The organism is Pararcticibacter amylolyticus (genome assembly GCF_003130405.1).
Classification (GTDB): domain Bacteria; phylum Bacteroidota; class Bacteroidia; order Sphingobacteriales; family Sphingobacteriaceae; genus Arcticibacter; species Arcticibacter amylolyticus.
In genome coordinates this window covers 243124-258512 of record NZ_QEAS01000008.1, presented here as the reverse complement: position 1 = coordinate 258512, position 15389 = coordinate 243124, and the positions used below count along the sequence as shown (strand labels likewise).

15 protein-coding genes are annotated in these 15389 nt (G+C 38.9%); 4 read left to right on the top strand and 11 right to left on the bottom strand.

Annotated elements, in window-relative coordinates; all coding sequences use genetic code 11:
* Positions 1-117 precede the first annotated feature (117 nt).
* Entirely contained in the window at positions 118-3807 is a 3690-nt protein-coding gene (locus tag DDR33_RS11605) for a YobI family P-loop NTPase (protein ID WP_109415948.1), read from the bottom strand.
* Between the two features lie 499 nt (positions 3808-4306).
* On the opposite strand from DDR33_RS11605, the gene DDR33_RS11600 reads away from it, so the two are divergent.
* The 3 genes from DDR33_RS11600 to DDR33_RS25570 all read left to right on the top strand — a co-directional run bounded on the left by DDR33_RS11600 (position 4307) and on the right by DDR33_RS25570 (position 7425).
* Positions 4307-5992 carry an ATP-dependent nuclease gene (locus tag DDR33_RS11600; RefSeq protein ID WP_202913723.1) on the top strand — a complete coding sequence of 562 codons (1686 nt, stop codon included), beginning with the start codon at positions 4307-4309 and terminating at the stop codon, positions 5990-5992.
* Positions 5989-7110, top strand: coding sequence for a UvrD-helicase domain-containing protein (locus tag DDR33_RS11595; RefSeq protein ID WP_109415946.1), 1122 nt, complete (start codon positions 5989-5991; stop codon positions 7108-7110). Before DDR33_RS11600 ends, DDR33_RS11595 begins: the two co-directional genes overlap by 4 nt.
* A gap of 81 nt (positions 7111-7191) precedes the next feature.
* Positions 7192-7425: a hypothetical protein gene (locus DDR33_RS25570; protein WP_146198754.1), complete on the top strand. Its 234-nt coding sequence runs from the start codon at positions 7192-7194 to the stop codon at positions 7423-7425.
* Between the two features lie 58 nt (positions 7426-7483).
* On the opposite strand, the gene DDR33_RS26670 is transcribed toward DDR33_RS25570, so the two are convergent.
* The 6 genes from DDR33_RS26670 to DDR33_RS11555 all read right to left on the bottom strand — a co-directional run bounded on the left by DDR33_RS26670 (position 7484) and on the right by DDR33_RS11555 (position 11894).
* A complete protein-coding gene (locus DDR33_RS26670; RefSeq protein ID WP_238387769.1) occupies positions 7484-7945 on the bottom strand; it encodes a type II restriction endonuclease in 462 nt (153 codons plus the stop codon).
* Positions 7946-8043: 98 nt separating this feature from the next.
* Positions 8044-8403, bottom strand: coding sequence for a hypothetical protein (locus DDR33_RS11585; protein ID WP_109415945.1), 360 nt, complete (start codon positions 8401-8403; stop codon positions 8044-8046).
* A 46-nt stretch (positions 8404-8449) separates the two neighbouring features.
* Positions 8450-8995, bottom strand: coding sequence for a DMP19 family protein (locus tag DDR33_RS11580; protein WP_109415944.1), 546 nt, complete (start codon positions 8993-8995; stop codon positions 8450-8452).
* Positions 8996-9095: 100 nt separating this feature from the next.
* Positions 9096-9680: an SMI1/KNR4 family protein gene (locus DDR33_RS11575; protein WP_109415943.1), complete on the bottom strand. Its 585-nt coding sequence runs from the start codon at positions 9678-9680 to the stop codon at positions 9096-9098.
* 890 nt (positions 9681-10570) lie between these two features.
* On the bottom strand, positions 10571-11125 hold the full coding sequence (locus tag DDR33_RS11565) for a hypothetical protein (protein ID WP_109415941.1): 555 nt from the start codon (positions 11123-11125) through the stop codon (positions 10571-10573).
* A gap of 325 nt (positions 11126-11450) precedes the next feature.
* Complete coding sequence (locus tag DDR33_RS11555) at positions 11451-11894, bottom strand: hypothetical protein (protein WP_109415940.1); 444 nt, start codon at positions 11892-11894, stop codon at positions 11451-11453.
* Positions 11895-12240: 346 nt separating this feature from the next.
* Between DDR33_RS11555 and DDR33_RS11550 the strand changes: the two genes are divergently transcribed.
* The gene (locus DDR33_RS11550) at positions 12241-12696 is read left to right on the top strand and encodes a hypothetical protein (RefSeq protein WP_146198752.1); all 456 of its coding nucleotides are present in this window, start codon (positions 12241-12243) and stop codon (positions 12694-12696) included.
* Positions 12697-12844: 148 nt separating this feature from the next.
* Here the strand turns inward: DDR33_RS11550 and DDR33_RS11545 are convergent, their stop codons facing one another.
* From DDR33_RS11545 to DDR33_RS11530, 4 genes are all read right to left on the bottom strand, one after another.
* A complete protein-coding gene (locus DDR33_RS11545; RefSeq protein WP_109415938.1) occupies positions 12845-13297 on the bottom strand; it encodes a protein-export chaperone SecB in 453 nt (150 codons plus the stop codon).
* The gene (locus tag DDR33_RS11540) at positions 13297-13752 is read right to left on the bottom strand and encodes a helix-turn-helix domain-containing protein (protein WP_109415937.1); all 456 of its coding nucleotides are present in this window, start codon (positions 13750-13752) and stop codon (positions 13297-13299) included. The genes DDR33_RS11545 and DDR33_RS11540 overlap by 1 nt, the downstream gene beginning before the upstream one ends.
* On the bottom strand, positions 13721-14131 hold the full coding sequence (locus DDR33_RS11535) for a hypothetical protein (RefSeq protein WP_109415936.1): 411 nt from the start codon (positions 14129-14131) through the stop codon (positions 13721-13723). Before DDR33_RS11535 ends, DDR33_RS11540 begins: the two co-directional genes overlap by 32 nt.
* A 218-nt stretch (positions 14132-14349) precedes the next feature.
* Positions 14350-15222: a sce7726 family protein gene (locus tag DDR33_RS11530; RefSeq protein WP_109415935.1), complete on the bottom strand. Its 873-nt coding sequence runs from the start codon at positions 15220-15222 to the stop codon at positions 14350-14352.
* Between the last annotated feature and the right edge of the window lie 167 nt (positions 15223-15389).

The window sequence follows — 15389 nt, the reverse complement described above, 5'->3', positions numbered from 1 at the left end:
GGGGTTAGTCGGGCGGATACCGATATGTGTTGATAATTTATAAAATCGCTAGATAAAACTATTTTCTTTACCGCAGTTAGCCTGAAGATTAGAAGTACCCTTTAGACTGTTAAAAAATCACTGGTAATTGGCTATTACCCGATATTTACCTTCATCCTTCCAATCTTTATCAAAGCTTTTTATCATCCTACGGTCTTTTAAGGTATTGAAAAGGTCCCTGTTGTATTCTGTTATTGAAAATGTTGGCTTATGCTTCTTTTTAAACAAATCTTTGTAATCGTCACCTAATTTAGAAACAAGTTCCTCAAATTCGGTATCAGAACATTTGCTGTTATGCATATTAAGTAGCCGGATCCTATCCTCTACTGAAGAAGAACTCTTAAATAGACATTCCATCAGTGAAGAGGATATTTCTATATATGCCGATTTTGATAAGATATGGCATACCTGCCTTGCTATAGTGATATTTTCAATAATCAAATTTTCATCTGTATCTTTTACATATTCGATAAGTTTTAATTTCTCTTCAAAGGAAAAGCTTGTGGATTGCAAAAGTTTGGATAGCTCGTTGCTTTCAATTTCTATGTCGTTGACTTTCTCGAAAAAATCGAGGCGATTTTTTTCAATAAACATTATGTGATAATTTTCTGCGCCGAATTTGCTACGCAAATTATTGTAATTGCCAACTTCAAAACTTAAAATGTTATTCTCAACGAGGTGTTTGACTTTGTCCTTTTCCAAGTGTTCGAAAGATAGCTCGATCCACCTCACAGGATAGCTCTTGATTAAGGAGGTGTATGCCTCATATGATAATTCGTTACAATACAAAATCTTTACAAAAAACGATTTGACGGTATTCTTATCATAAGATGTGATTACTGTCATATTTTGCTCTGAAAGTGGCTCAAAAGCCTCAGATTGATTAAGAAAATTGACCAGGGTACCATCCAGTTCTTTAGTATCTAATTGCTCGAAATAAACCAGCAGGTTCTCCCAGTTTACTTTTATTTTGTTGCCTTGGATCAGTGCTGCTCGGATTGGTTGGTTTTCAATATCGCTTAAATGGCAAAGTATTGTTGATTGTGAGCTTATTAGCGCTATTTTCGTACCTTCTGTAATCTGTTCATGGTTAAGCATTGCTATAAGAGACGACTCTGCCTCTTCATTATTTCCAGACCTCAATACAACTCCCTTCACATAGTTTTCTAAATGTGATTCAAGATAGGAAGTAAGTGTCGTGCAGCCGGAACTAAATACCGTCGTATAATTGGCCTTTTTAAGTTGCTGTTCATCGATATCGGGATTCTTAAAGGTAAGAATGGTAGCGATGTTATTGGCAGTTATCTTGTAAAAAGTATTAATATAGATATGATCAAATATCTCATGGGACTGTGCAGAAGGCATAGATAGGGATTCTATTTTTACGTTCAACGATGTCAATATATCTTTAGCCTTTTCTATATCTATGTGATTCAGCAATTCTATGATACGTTCATGTTTTTCGATATACGATTTAATAGTTGTACCTAATTCAACAATATCAGGCACATCTGCATGCTCTAAAATCAATAAAAGGTACTCATTCTTTCTATCCGTTGTGAAATTTCCTTTGTGGACAACCTCATCCCAAAACGCATTCCACTCTTTACAAAGCCTATTAATGAAAAGCGCAGAATGATTTCGACGTTTGTCAAGATATGTATCGATAAATGAAGTTTTCTTATCTGATACTGAACAGAGCTGTTTGATAACTGAATTGTATGCCTCTTTGCAGGAGCTGTAATTTTCTGCCATGTGATCCATTAGGTCGAAGTTCAATACGGCCAGACGGCTGAAATATTTAAGGGAAATTCTCTTAAAGAGGTTTTCCAACCGGGTAAGCTTATACTCGAATGGAGCGCTGATACCGCTTTTAAGGTACCGTAGAAACGTATTATCTTCTTTTGTCAAGTTTACTGCATGAAAAAGTGATATATAATCACTATAGTTTTCATTCAGATAACCGTTCAGAAGTAGGTTGCGAATGAGATAATTATCAGAAAAGCTTTCCAGATATGGATCGATGCTGACCAATTCAAATATTTTCTTAAGATTCCATGAATCCATTTCTATGATTTCAGCCTTTAACTTCTGGATGTCAGTTTTAAGCAATTTTTGTACGTTATCAACCCTGCCATTAATGAACTCAACTCGCTCGTCATAAGTAAAATACTGACTGACAGCAGCTTCTATTTTGCTAAACGGGAGATCAATATTGGTGCTGGTAAGATAATATTCGTTGCTGTAGTAGCGACTAGAATAAAATTGATAATTTACATTGGTAGTGGCTCTCAATTTATCAAATATTTCTTCATCAATAAGATCGCTGATCTTTCTCTGCTGGCCATCAATAATAAAGGCAACGGCATCTGGGATCTGATTGAAGTATTCTAAAAGATAGATCTTGCGTAGCTCATGAAGATCGTTAATCTGTTCTTTCTCAATATTTGAAATTTTCCTTGCTATTTCGTTGATCTTTTTATTGTGTGCCGATTTTAATCCTTCTATATATCTATCCTTGCCTGCGATAAAGCTATAAAGCTTTCCCTTACGTTTATGAAGTTCACCGAAATCGTCTGGAAACAAGTTTTTATAGGTTATCATAGCAAAAAGCTCATCCTGATTCAACTCATCATCATTTATATTTGACCGGTACAATTGATACTCATGAAATATGTTTGTAAGCAGCCTCATATCTATGTCATCAATGAAAGTGACTACATCTTCGGTAAATTCCTTCGATAATACCCCTTCTAGCGATGAATTTCCGATCAAACGAGCCATCTGTTCACCTGCATTTGAGGGATTTATAAATGGTATAACCGGAATGATATATTCAAAGAACTTTACACGTTCACTTTTATCGGTGAACATCTCATCTTTGATAGCGTACACAAAATTGATCTCTCTGGCAACCGATATGGAACTATTTAAAAGTATATTAATCTCACGAAGTTTGGTAAAAATGTCAGTGGTTTCAAAGCGGTCAAGATCCTCGATAACTACAACGTTATACGTTGTTCTTTCGAAGAAGTAAATAATCTCCTCCAGATGCTCGTTAAAAACTGACTTGTCGATTTTGTCACCCAGTTCAAGCTCTCCCTTGATCGTGAACTTGCTGATCTTTGAATTACTAAAAAGCCTTATTATTGATTTGGCAAATAGGCCAACGCCAGTGAAAAATATAATGAATGGAATTGGCGCAAAAAAGTCAAATTCTTTCTCAGTATCCCAGTTCTGTGGATCCAATTTGTTTACGTATTTTAATTGAAACAGGACGAGCGAACTGGCGACCCATAAGACTAGAGACGCTGCATAAAGCCAAATTTTTGCTGTGGTTAAATTAACAATGCGTTTGAACCTTGAATCCGGTATGTCAGAGGGCCGTACATGATAAAAAATCTGTTGCAGGATACTTACTTCAAGTTGTCGCTCCAGATTCTTACCACTGTTCTCCCCTGACCCATTTTTTTCATCCTTAATATCCTTGAAGGAAGCTAAAGACAGATTCAAATAATAGTATTGGGGAAATTGACTCTGGAAGGTCCTGATAATTGTACTTTTACCTGAGCCATAGCCACCAGTAAGCGCAATATTTGTAATTTCAGAATCGGTAATAGCATTTTTAAGCGCATCTAAATATGGCTGGACCTTTTTCAGATCTTCTGGCTTTGTTAAGATTTTAGGTGCAAGAGAATCGATTTGGCTAACTGGTTGAGGGGATGCCTTTTTAAAATACGCCAGACAATAGCGAATAAATTTAATCATACAATGCTAATCTATCAACAATTTAAAACAATATAGCATCAGAAGAAAATTTTTCGTATTTGAATTATCCCTGTGTATAGCTCGGATATGGAATGTGCATTTAAGAGACGGGGCATCAAAATAAAATTATTGTTTTGCCCCCAAGTACCAATCATTCACAAGATCGTCAAAGATACTTTAACAAGAAAGATCGCCAAAGAAGATTATGCCACGATCATCACTTCCATCTTTGAAGAGCAGGAATTAAAAGTTTAAGATCCTCATACGGTGGAACAGTAAAAGTTTACCATATTTTCAGTCTGCTTCTATCGATTAGCGGTTACCCGATTATTTCAGGGTCTTAATGCTCATTTAAACATTGTCACTTCTTGTTAAATCGATGAATGGATGGACGCTTAGTCCGTTTTCAATGCCTGAACGATATTGTCGGAATGGTGCTCGAGCGGCATTTGTTAGATCTTCTAAAGCGGATCTGGTGATCAAAAAGGCTAGATAAAAGATGGAATATTATTTCCTACTTTTACTTATTGAACCGATCACCATGCATATACAAAAAGTTATTATCGAGAATTTTAAATGTTTTAAAGGCCTGTTTAAGCTACCGCTGAACCAAGGGATAAATATTTTGGTCGGCAATAACGAAGCCGGAAAATCTACCATATTAGAGGCCATACATTTGGCATTGACTGGCTTATTGCATGGGCGTTATCTAAAGAATGAACTCACGCAGTATATTTTTAACAGCGAAGTAATTACCACCTATATCACAGAGCTGGAGGCAAAAGGTAAAAATGCCTTGTTACCGCATATTCTTATCGAAGTGGTCATGGCTGGTGACGACATCGCTGAATTTGAAGGCAATGGGAATAGAGAACGTGCAAAACAGGCCGGCGTATCGCTTAAGATCCAGTTCAATGATAAATACCAAGACGAATATGAAAAGTTGGTGCAGGCAGGTGGAATTAAAACCTTGCCTGTTGAATACTACGAAGTGCACTGGTCATCTTTTGCTAGGGATGAAAGTATTACCCCTCGGACGATACCTATTAAATCTGCCTTGATAGATTCTGCGAGCAATAGGTATCAAAACGGGTCAGACATTTACGTCTCACGTATCATCAAAGAGTTTTTGGACGATGAAGAGATCGTCAAGATTTCTCAGTCGCACCGGCAGATGAAAGAATATTTTATGGCTCAGTCTGCTATTCAAACAATTAATGAAAAGATCAGGAAAGCGGCTAAGATCACTGAAAAACAGATCGAACTTTCGGTCGAGCTTTCCTCCAAAAATGCCTGGGAAAGCAGCCTGATGACCTATTTGGATGATGTGCCTTTTCATTACATAGGTAAGGGAGAGCAGTGTATCATCAAAACCAAATTAGCCCTGGGGCATAATAAAGCCAAACAGGCCAATATGATCTTACTGGAAGAACCGGAGAATCATTTGTCCTATTCCAAACTAAACCAACTGATCGATGATATTCAAACTGAACAATCTGAAAAACAATTGCTCATTTCAACCCACAGCAGTTTTGTAGCGAATAAGTTGGGGTTGGAGCATCTGATATTATTAAACAACCAAAAGGCGGCTAGGTTGAACGACCTTAATCCGAAGACCCAGGATTTTTTCCGAAAACTGGCCGGTTATGACACCTTGCGTTTGATCTTATGTAAGAAGGCCATCCTGGTAGAAGGCGATTCTGATGAGTTAGTGGTGCAGCGTGCTTTCCGGGAAAAGCATAATGGTAAGCTTCCTATTGAAAAAGGAATTGATGTCATTTCGGTCGGTACCTCTTTCTTACGCTTCCTGGAGATCGCCGAAAAAGTAGGAAAACCGGTAGTTGTGATTACCGATAACGACGGTGATATTACAGCTCTGGAAAAGAAGTATGAAGACTATTTAGGCCCCAACGAAAAGGCAAACATCAAGATATATTATGACAAAACGGTTGACACAAGGCGGGGGACTTCAGATGCAAAACCGTTTAATTTTAATACACTTGAACCCAGGATCGTCGCAAGCAACAATCTGGCAAAAATGAATACCGTTTTAGGTACCAGCTATACCGATATCGAAGATTTGCACCGCTACATGAAAGCGAACAAGACCGATTGTGCTTTAAAGGTCTTTAACAGCAATGAAGAAATCGAATTGCCCGACTATATTTTAGAAGCGATCCAATGACAACCGGGACAAATAATTTGATCGTAGCGGCGGCAGGTTCAGGCAAAACAACACACCTGGTCAAGGAAGCGCTTAAAGTTAAAGGTAAACGGGTGCTCATTACGACGTTCACAGAAGCCAATGAGCAGGAGATACGAAATAAGATCGTAGAACTCAATCATTGTATCCCGCCTAATATCACTGTTCAAACCTGGTTCAGTTTTTTATTGCAGCATGGGGTACGCCCTTTTCAGGGCTGTTTGCTAGAGAAACGGATCAATGGTTTGTTATTGGTAAGCGGGCAGTCCGGTAAAAAAGGTGAAGACCGTTTTGGCAAACCCATCTATTTCAGTGAAAAGGAGTTCGAACGACATTACTTTACTCCCGGGATGAAGGTCTACTCTGATAAATTAGCCAAGTTCGTGGTGCGTTGTAACGAACGTTCCGATGGCGCAGTGATCGAGCGGCTTACAAATATCTACACGAATATTTTCATAGATGAGGTACAGGACCTGGCTGGTTACGATCTGGAATTCTTAAAGCTATTATTCAATTGCAAGGCAGAGATATTGCTGGTCGGCGACCCTCGTCAAGGCACTTATTCGACCGCCAACGCTGCTAAAAATAAACAATTTAAAAAGTCAGAGATCGTACATTTTTTTGAAGACCATTCTTTAGGTCTAACGACAGATGACACTTCTTTAATGGTCAACCATCGCTGTATTAAAGCTATCTGCGATCTTTCCAATTCCCTTTTTCCCGATTTTAAGCCAACAAGTTCTGGCAACTTTACGGTTACCGGGCATGATGGCTTATTTTTTATACGGCCGGCCGATGTAGCCGGATATCTAGCCAAATACCGACCGATACAACTGCGGGATAAGGTTACCCAGGCTGTCGATCAACAGTACGAGGTCATGAATTTCGGAGAGTCCAAGGGGCTGTCATTCGAGCGAGTGTTGATCTATCCGACCCAACCCATACTCGACTGGTTGAAGAGCCGTAGCACTGTTCTTGCGCCAACGAGCCGATCGAAATTCTATGTGGCTTTGACCAGGGCTAGAAGCAGCGTCGCTGTAATTTTTGATTTTAATGATAAAACCGAATATTCATCATTCACCAAATACACTCCTAGCTAATATGACGATGGTTACTGTCCCGCAATCACAAATGAAAATGTACCTGTCCTTTTAGCTAGATTAAAGCCAACAGGGAATCCCGTGTCCATTGCTGTAGTTCCCGAAGGTGGTACTACACGTAATGAATGCTTCGACAATGTAGCCGCTAAAATATTCCGCGATGGCGGGAAGATGATCGTACGCTGGCAGTTATGGCAGCATCCTTTCATGCTCGAAGCAGAATATCATGCGGTGTGGCGGTCGCCGGATGGTTCGATAGTTGACATAACCCCTAAAAATATCCTGCGATGTCACTATCTTTTCCACACACGTTAGTACATGCTCCCCATGGTTCCCCTGAGAAATGACAAAATTTCTTTGGATATTTCACGACTTAAAACAACAACGTAGTGTCACTATACTGCTTTTGCTTGCCGTCAACAATTGTTATAAAATCCTTCAGTGAAATCAGCTGCTTTTGCTGTTCAGAAGTATCTGTGGAATATAAGGGCGAGGGAATTACGAGTTGAAGGTGGTTGACCCGCATCTCCTCAGTCTGGTTCCGGCTGATTGCCGGTTCAAGAGTGATTAAATGCTTATGGGGAATTTTCGCTGCTTCTGACAACACCTGCCTCCATCTGTCTTTTGCAGTTGTCTTTAAACCCAGCATTGTGAGCAACGACGTGTTAAAGTGAGGATCATTATAATATTTGATTCCTCGAAAAATAAAATCAGGCCTATTATTTCTTTCAGTTACAGCCCCATGGGAATAATGAATCCTGTTTGCTGAGAAAATTACAGCAAGGTTATTTTCGAAGGCAAGCCCTGCCCCTCGCCTTCCTGCGATTCTGCACACTGAGTGAAAATTTGATAAACTCCTCAACGGTCGTCCTTTTGCTCTATGTCTGTATCTTCAATTTTATTATAATACCCCCGCACCTTTCGGGGTGAGGCTTACTTAACCGCATTTACGGCGAGATAAATATACCCTCGAATTTTTTCCCCATAAAAAAAACCTTCAAGTAGTTTTCCCTGGCTTTCTATGAGGTTCTCATTAAGGTAAAGTCTGGGTAGTTCCTGCATCAGCAACTGTATGATTTTATTGCTGAGCTCAATTTGCCTGCTAAGGCCGTTTTCGTCTTTATATTCGGAGAGGGCGTATTTTATCGTGCCGGCCAGGTACATGCTGAGATACCGGGCTGCTTCTTCCTTGTCCAGTACGCTGCTTTTAATATAATACTGTTCCGGCAACTGGGTTTCCAGCTTATTGGCGAGCAGTTTTGTTATGAGTTGTTCGTAGAGTCCTTCCTCCATTTATAAGGTTGTGTAGATTCAAAGGTATCGGTTTTTGGGGAGATTTTTAGCGGGAATCGTCGGGACAATCGCTGAAATTTTGTTTGTGGGTTCTTATGAAGTGAATGAGAATTGAGTTGAGGTCTTCTTTACCATATAACTGGTAGAATTGCCTGTCTAACTCATTTAGGGGGTTGTTGTCATACGATTTGCTGAAACCTTCAATTGTACCATCCTGTTGGTTGGTTATCTTGTCGTAATAATCTTCGTATGTCATATTTGCTTTTACTACAAGCTGGGAGAATCTGTTTGCTCCTACAAGCGAGAGTGCTTGTGGTGCCAGATGTGCATACTTTCCCGTAGGATTAAAATAGAACTGATTAAAGCCTCCGTTATTTACTTCAGACTGTAAATGCCAAATCACATAGATTGCCTGTCTTGCCTTTGACAGTGAAGACACGGCCCGGAACTCATGTTCGTCAAGTGACCTTATCTTTTCACGAATATTATGGAAAATAACCTGAATTAGACGGCTATCGTGGGTTTTATCAATTTTGCTGACAGTTAAATAGAGATACTCGGAGGGATCGAGCGATGTTGGAAGGATACGCATGTTCAAATTAAACGAAATTTCTGATTGTAAATCTGCGACAATGTTACGGCTTCTGAAAACAGCATTGTGTATGCTCTGTTAGAGGAAGACAAATAGTAGTTTATTGCTTTTTTTCAGAAAGTTCGTCAAATGCTTTAAAATCACAATTTAAATATCCGTTGTCGTCCAGGAACACAATACCGATACGATATGCATCAGCGATGACCTCAAACATATTTGTTAAAGAACTATAAGTATAATCAGGGTCAGAACCGAAAGTATTTGTCCAGAATATCCTGCCATAATTCGGTGTTTCTTCATTCAAATCCACCCAATAACAATTTCCTGTTCCATCTTCTAAAAACGGAAACAATTGCTTACCGGGCTGAAAATCTATAGTCCAATTATGAAAGCTTTCTTGAAACTCCATACTTTGAGCGTAATAGCTAACAGCATCCTCTAATGATAAGAAGTTGTGGATTGGTATCAGTCCCGTAAGGCCCGATGGTGTTACGCTGTCAATATTAGTTCCGTCTGCAAACAAATAAAGCTCTCTCAATTCGGCATTGAAGGTTAGGCCTAAAGCATCTTCTGCCTTTGCTATATGTTGTAAGCTGGCAGGCTCTCTCAGTATGTTAGGGAAGTGATATTTTAATTCCTTCTGCTTGATGAGAATTGTCGTGAAGCTTTGTACAATGCTGTTCATGAACGTAAAATTTTAACATTTGATATAGCTAAGATAGCTAACTCTACTGCATCAGCCTGCTCCCCAAAAAAAGAAAAACTTCCAGGAAATGCCTCGACTTTTCCAAGTGGATTCGATTCTGATTCCTGGCTTTACAAATTTTCAAGTTTAGATTTCTACAAAGACGCCAATTTGACCGCTCTGTGTTATTATTATGGCTGGTTTACCTTCGTATCGCGTTACCAAACCTTTGAAACATTGGCGGTGCCCTTTCCAGCCAGGATATACTTTTATTGTGCTACTCTTAATCACAATAGTCATGTTATACTTTCCTGACTGATTTCCAAGGTAGAAAAGTTTCAGTGAGTCATTGATAATTTTGTAATCGGTTATTGTATCACACACATAAATGTCTTTGCCTTCGTACTTTGTCATATCCGGACTTGTTTGAATGTGAGGCATTTGAACGTTAGCCATATTCTTCAAAGCTTCCTCGACGGATGGCCGCTGTGAATACCCACTGGTATATAACAGGATGAAAAGGAGTATAATGGCAGGAGATTTCATACAATGAAGATAAGGAATAAATAAATTGCATTTTTACGATCAAAGGATATTCTGAAAGGGAAGTTTTGATTATAACCCTTCTATTTCATCGGGAGTTAGGCCAGTGTCTTTTGCAATATCTGTCACCGAAATTTCCAATTTCTTGAGATTCAGGACAATGTCACGTTTCTCTTCGCGCATTTTAACTTCGGCTTTGGTCGCTCTTTCGCTGCTCCTCTGGCTTCACCTATAGCCTCACCTCTTTGGAAAAGAAAATCCTTTTCTTCTCTAAAAATTGACTTACTGCTTGCACAACCTTCTCAAATTGTGGTTGTATATATGCACATCCAGGGAACTGCATCTCTTCACTTTTCTCGCGTAGAAAGATCAAGTTCCTTGTTTATAATCAGGCTTGCTCTTTTCCGATCTAATTTTCTGTCTTTAGCTCTTTCTTCCCTTAAGCGCTTATTTACATTACCAATACACATCTCATATTCCGCGAAATAACTACCTTGCTTAATCATCATTCCGTTCATCGGACATGTCTCATATCCGCAGTTATGCTTTGAATACTCACCGAAATTCCGATGCTTTATTCTTTTATCGCGTAGTATTTTTTCCTGATTAATCACAATCATTCGCCACAATTCATCCTTGTCACTCTTTGTGAGCTCCAACCCTAAGGTTTTAACTTTAATAAAAGTCCAGGGATCTTTCACTTGTAGAAACTGAAACGTCTTTTCGAATTTCTTATTTGCGTAATCCCTGACTAATATCCTTTGATTTTCATCCAACCTGGGATTTTCTATCAAAGACCTATATAAGCCCAGTGTATTAAAGTCAGAATACTTTTTATGGTTATCGATGAAGAACATATATTCTTCGAACGTTAACGTATTAAATTGCCTTCCTACTTTCATTAATCTATAATTTTGTGGGTCGTATTAGTCAGAATTAAGCTTTGTTTGCCGGTAACAAGGATAGAACTGCGCCGCCTAAAACTGCTTCTGCCGTTGCCATTGCTAAAGTAGGAAAAAACGAGGTATTAGCAGAATGAGAATAATACTTTTGCATTTACGGGTTGCTTTAATCAAGGAAGAATAACCGTATTCGTTATTTTCAATCGGGTCTACCCGATTAGTACCTCTATATTTTGCGACCTTGATAGATATACCGTTTTCATCGGCCAACAGGTACGCCGCATAATTCAGGGCGCTATCTTCTGTGAATAATACTTTAACACGTTTATTTAAACGCGGTATTAGCTCTGACATATTGTATATTTTCGTTTTCCGCAGTAATGAAGATCATTGTTTCTGCCTCTATTTTCCCGCTTTTATAGTAAGTAAAAGTCTGCTCGTCTGAATTGAGAACGATAAGATCGCCGATAGAAATTGCTTTAGGGATGTATCCGTAAAATTCAGCATAATCTCCTTGTATCCTATAAGGAAATACGCCTAAGCTGTCAGATCCGGTAAATTCTCTCCTGTTTGATTCAATCACCTTTATTTTAACAATCCCATAGGAGTGGTTATGAGATCTACTATAGGAGAGTATCTTTCCAGAAAACTGAATGTTGTTTTTTATCAAGTTGCCAGCACTGGCCATCTTTTTTGCACCGAGGCGATATGATGCGAATGCAATAATGGAAAAAGCCGCAAGTAATATTATAAGTTTGCTGGTTTTCATATTCGTAACCCGGTTGATCCGGTAATTTAATAATCGTATAACGAAAGGGAACAGAAAAGCGGCTGGAAATCACACCCCGAAGATAACAATTGATTTTACAGAAAATCATTACTTTTACGTTTCTTTCGTTATGGATATGGAAGTAAATAAAAATGCCCGAACCTGGATCGCGTTCTTGAGTCTGACTTTTATACAGGTCCTATCCACCAGACAACTTAAGGAACTTCTGAGCAGATTTATATCAAGCAGGATGCCCGTCATCTGCAGCCTACAGATTCTGTCCATTTCATTCTCGCCGATTGAACCTTACGATTTTCGCAAGGTTTATTTGCACGACCAAAATGAAATGCGCGAAGAACATGGTGTTTTGATCGATGAGCGGATAAAGATTTTTCAGCAGTTTTTCAATCCTCCCCTTTCCAGGTTTAAATATAAAAGCCAAACCTTTCACTCGATGACGGTTCAAACCTGGACGAGGCAGACCGGCGACTTGCGGCAAATCCATATTTTCCGTTGTGCTATTCCTCTTGACACAATCATAGAAAGCACCGACCTTGAAACGGGAAGAGTAGCTGACCGTACCCCTGTGAAAGGCACTTTTTACTTTAACATATATGTTTTTAACAAACAAAGCTCCCGGAGAAACATGATCTACATTACTTCGCCCGATTTAGGCTTTCAATCATTTTGTATTGACGGGAAGTATGATGAATCAGTAAGGGAAACTATTGTCCTGGGCGCTTATGAGGCCCAGGAAAAGCTAAAAAAGAAGGTGTTTGAAATCTCCGGAATTCACATCTAAAGACTTAGGATAAGTGACCTTTCACCCTCATTTTTTGTAAACAACTTACAGATTAGGACTATTCCATGGCTTCGAGCAGTTTTCCCTGGCTCTCTATGAGGTTCTCATAAGGTCGTGAGATTCAAAGGTGTCGAAATCTTGTTTATTACTACACTCTTTCAGACTTTTGGACAAACAAATCCGTAATATCAATCGGAGGAAGATCATAAGGACCAAATACAGACAAACTTGTGGTTTGAAGTATATGAGTCCTCAAGCGATTAATTAAAAGATTAACAGCAGAATAATTTCTCAGATTATCGCGATGTGCTTCTGACAGTGCCTCGTTAGGATTGATCCTAAATACCCCTGCTCCCTCGACAGAAATTTTATATCCAGCAATCAAACTCTCATCTGTATTGATATCTATTTTAGTAAAGACTTGAAATTCATCCGGGTTGGTATCCTGAATATCAAAATCGATATCTATAACGTAATTTCTGAAAAAATCGGCGGGATTTATCTTTTTCTTTTTGGGTTTGACTTCTGGTTGTACAAATTGAAAATTGCTTTGAAGCAAAGCAAAATTTAACCAGGAAAGTGGAGAAATCTTTGCTTTCATTACGCTATCTTTTGTTCATTATAATCAACTCGCAATGCAACGGAAGTGTGTTTGCCGTAATCTGGAGTTAAATTCTTGTAAACGCCTACGAATCCATACGGATTTTCCACCTCAGGAAATTCAAATTTCGTTTTCGATATATCTGCATTAGTTTCCTTGGCCTTCACTTCAAACTTTAAGCTCAAAGCCTCCTGAATCCTGGCAAGAATCGTAAAGTTAGGGAGGCGATCACCTCTGAAGAGTTGGGTTATATAACTAGCAGATGTACCTATCCGCTCAGCCAAAGCCTTTTTGTTCAGGCCTTGCTGTTCGAGTGCATGTTCAACTTCACTCAAAAAATGAAAGGCTAATAATCTCGCCTCCTGATCAATTAATTCTTCTTTGGTGAAGCTGTTAAACAACTCATCAAAAGATCTTTTAATCTCAGCTGGGGTCGATGATTTCTTTGTAGTCATAACTTGCTACTCTATGAATGATGTTTAAAATTTTTTGATTGATTTTTTGCGTTTTCTTGCTTTCTAATAGTTCAGATGCTATAATTACAAAAGTCTTATCCTCCCTTGTAACCTCCCTGCAGTATATGCGAGCATTCTCTTGTCCTTTAAAAAACTTCATCGCCCGAACTCCTTTAGACTTTGCATCCGGCTCTTCTTTGTCGTATAGCTCAGTATTCCTGAGTCCATTCAAAATGACATTAGCTATATCTCTAAACTTGCTCTTATGCCTTTTGTCAGCACCGAGGAAAGCAAGGATCACCTCATAATTAGATTGGTCGACGGCTATGCACCGTTTTCCATCTTCTGACCGAGTGATAACTATTGCTTTTCTATCCATACAAACTTAAGCTATTGCTTAATTGTTTTCAATATTTATTTCAAAAATTTACATTCCATCTTTAAATCTGGGATTAAGAACACAACCCGCCACGGTTGGTGAAGACTTTTTGACCGGCTCGGGAACTGGTGATATTTTTCCTGAATGGCCTAAGCGTCCGCTTAACTCCCGTAAGGCAAGGAGTTCAAACTGTTTACATCGAAAATAAGGGAAATACATTACATTGTGAGGTTTAAAAAGTTATATAGATTTTGAAATTCTGTTTTATTGGGATTAATGGTGAGACAGATATGCTTAATTTCTTCCGGCGTTTCCCTTGACTGAATCATTCTCTCCTCATGGAATGCACGGGTTCTTAATTGCTTGAGCGATAAAGCATGAACGAAGTGCGGATCTAACTTCTCAATCAAAGCGAGGCAGGCACGATAGAACTTAATGTTGGCGACTTTCGGAACATCACCAAACGCTTCCAAGAGCAGATTTGAATACTCGTCCTTCCGCAAGGTATTCATCATAGTTTTACTATCTAACAGCGAGAATTCCTCAACTGCTTCCTTTATAACAGAAAGGCCTGAATCGGAGGAAAGTGACAATAGCCCTACGCTGTCATCACCTAGAATTTTCTCATACTTACCGACCAAAGAATGGTGCGTGACGAGATATATTTTAGGCGAGAACTTTCTGTAGTCGCTGATCTGCTTTTTAAGCTTGTAAGGTGAGTCGAGCTCGGTTTTTACCTCATACACGGTATTAGTGCCGTTGATGATGACTATATCTGCGATAGAGGCTCCTACGCGTAGCTCGTTGAGCATAACGGCTTCGTTAAGTTTGTGACGTTCTAATAAAAGGTTGTTTGCGATATGGTTTTTGTATATGTATTCATTCCGGTAATTATGCATCAGGTGCTTATAGGCTTTTCCGAGCACCTTTTTCATTGTTACCTCCTTCCTGAAACTTAACCTGGAACGATAGTGAAATATTGTTTCTGCGACGTAATCACTTTGTCCGCTTTTGAAAATCTCTTTAAAAGTTGGGACTGAAAATATCGCAGCGATAGATCTGAAGTAATCGTCTATCAGGTTTTTTTTCATTAACAGCCTTTTGGGTAAAACAAATTAAAGAAATATTTAACAAATAATGAATGAGTAAATGAATCTCTATGTTATCCGGTGGGACCTTAGATTGACAAACGTGCTTGGGCCGATGTTGACCCGTGTTTTGATGATAAAGTTTGATCATCGGATTGTTGGTGTATTCC

What these genes read in the sequence shown, in the direction of transcription:
- DDR33_RS11605 (WP_109415948.1), bottom strand. Translation starts at nt 3,807, where the DNA reads ATGATTAAATTTATTCGCTATTGTCTGGCGTATTTTAAAAAGGCATCC.
- DDR33_RS11600 (WP_202913723.1), top strand. Translation starts at nt 4,307, where the DNA reads ATGGAATATTATTTCCTACTTTTACTTATTGAACCGATCACCATGCAT.
- DDR33_RS11595 (WP_109415946.1), top strand. Translation starts at nt 5,989, where the DNA reads ATGACAACCGGGACAAATAATTTGATCGTAGCGGCGGCAGGTTCAGGC.
- DDR33_RS11585 (WP_109415945.1), bottom strand. Translation starts at nt 8,403, where the DNA reads ATGGAGGAAGGACTCTACGAACAACTCATAACAAAACTGCTCGCCAAT.
- DDR33_RS11580 (WP_109415944.1), bottom strand. Translation starts at nt 8,995, where the DNA reads ATGCGTATCCTTCCAACATCGCTCGATCCCTCCGAGTATCTCTATTTA.
- DDR33_RS11575 (WP_109415943.1), bottom strand. Translation starts at nt 9,680, where the DNA reads ATGAACAGCATTGTACAAAGCTTCACGACAATTCTCATCAAGCAGAAG.
- DDR33_RS11565 (WP_109415941.1), bottom strand. Translation starts at nt 11,125, where the DNA reads ATGAAAGTAGGAAGGCAATTTAATACGTTAACGTTCGAAGAATATATG.
- DDR33_RS11555 (WP_109415940.1), bottom strand. Translation starts at nt 11,894, where the DNA reads ATGAAAACCAGCAAACTTATAATATTACTTGCGGCTTTTTCCATTATT.
- DDR33_RS11550 (WP_146198752.1), top strand. Translation starts at nt 12,241, where the DNA reads ATGCGCGAAGAACATGGTGTTTTGATCGATGAGCGGATAAAGATTTTT.
- DDR33_RS11545 (WP_109415938.1), bottom strand. Translation starts at nt 13,297, where the DNA reads ATGAAAGCAAAGATTTCTCCACTTTCCTGGTTAAATTTTGCTTTGCTT.
- DDR33_RS11540 (WP_109415937.1), bottom strand. Translation starts at nt 13,752, where the DNA reads ATGACTACAAAGAAATCATCGACCCCAGCTGAGATTAAAAGATCTTTT.
- DDR33_RS11535 (WP_109415936.1), bottom strand. Translation starts at nt 14,131, where the DNA reads ATGGATAGAAAAGCAATAGTTATCACTCGGTCAGAAGATGGAAAACGG.
- DDR33_RS11530 (WP_109415935.1), bottom strand. Translation starts at nt 15,222, where the DNA reads ATGAAAAAAAACCTGATAGACGATTACTTCAGATCTATCGCTGCGATA.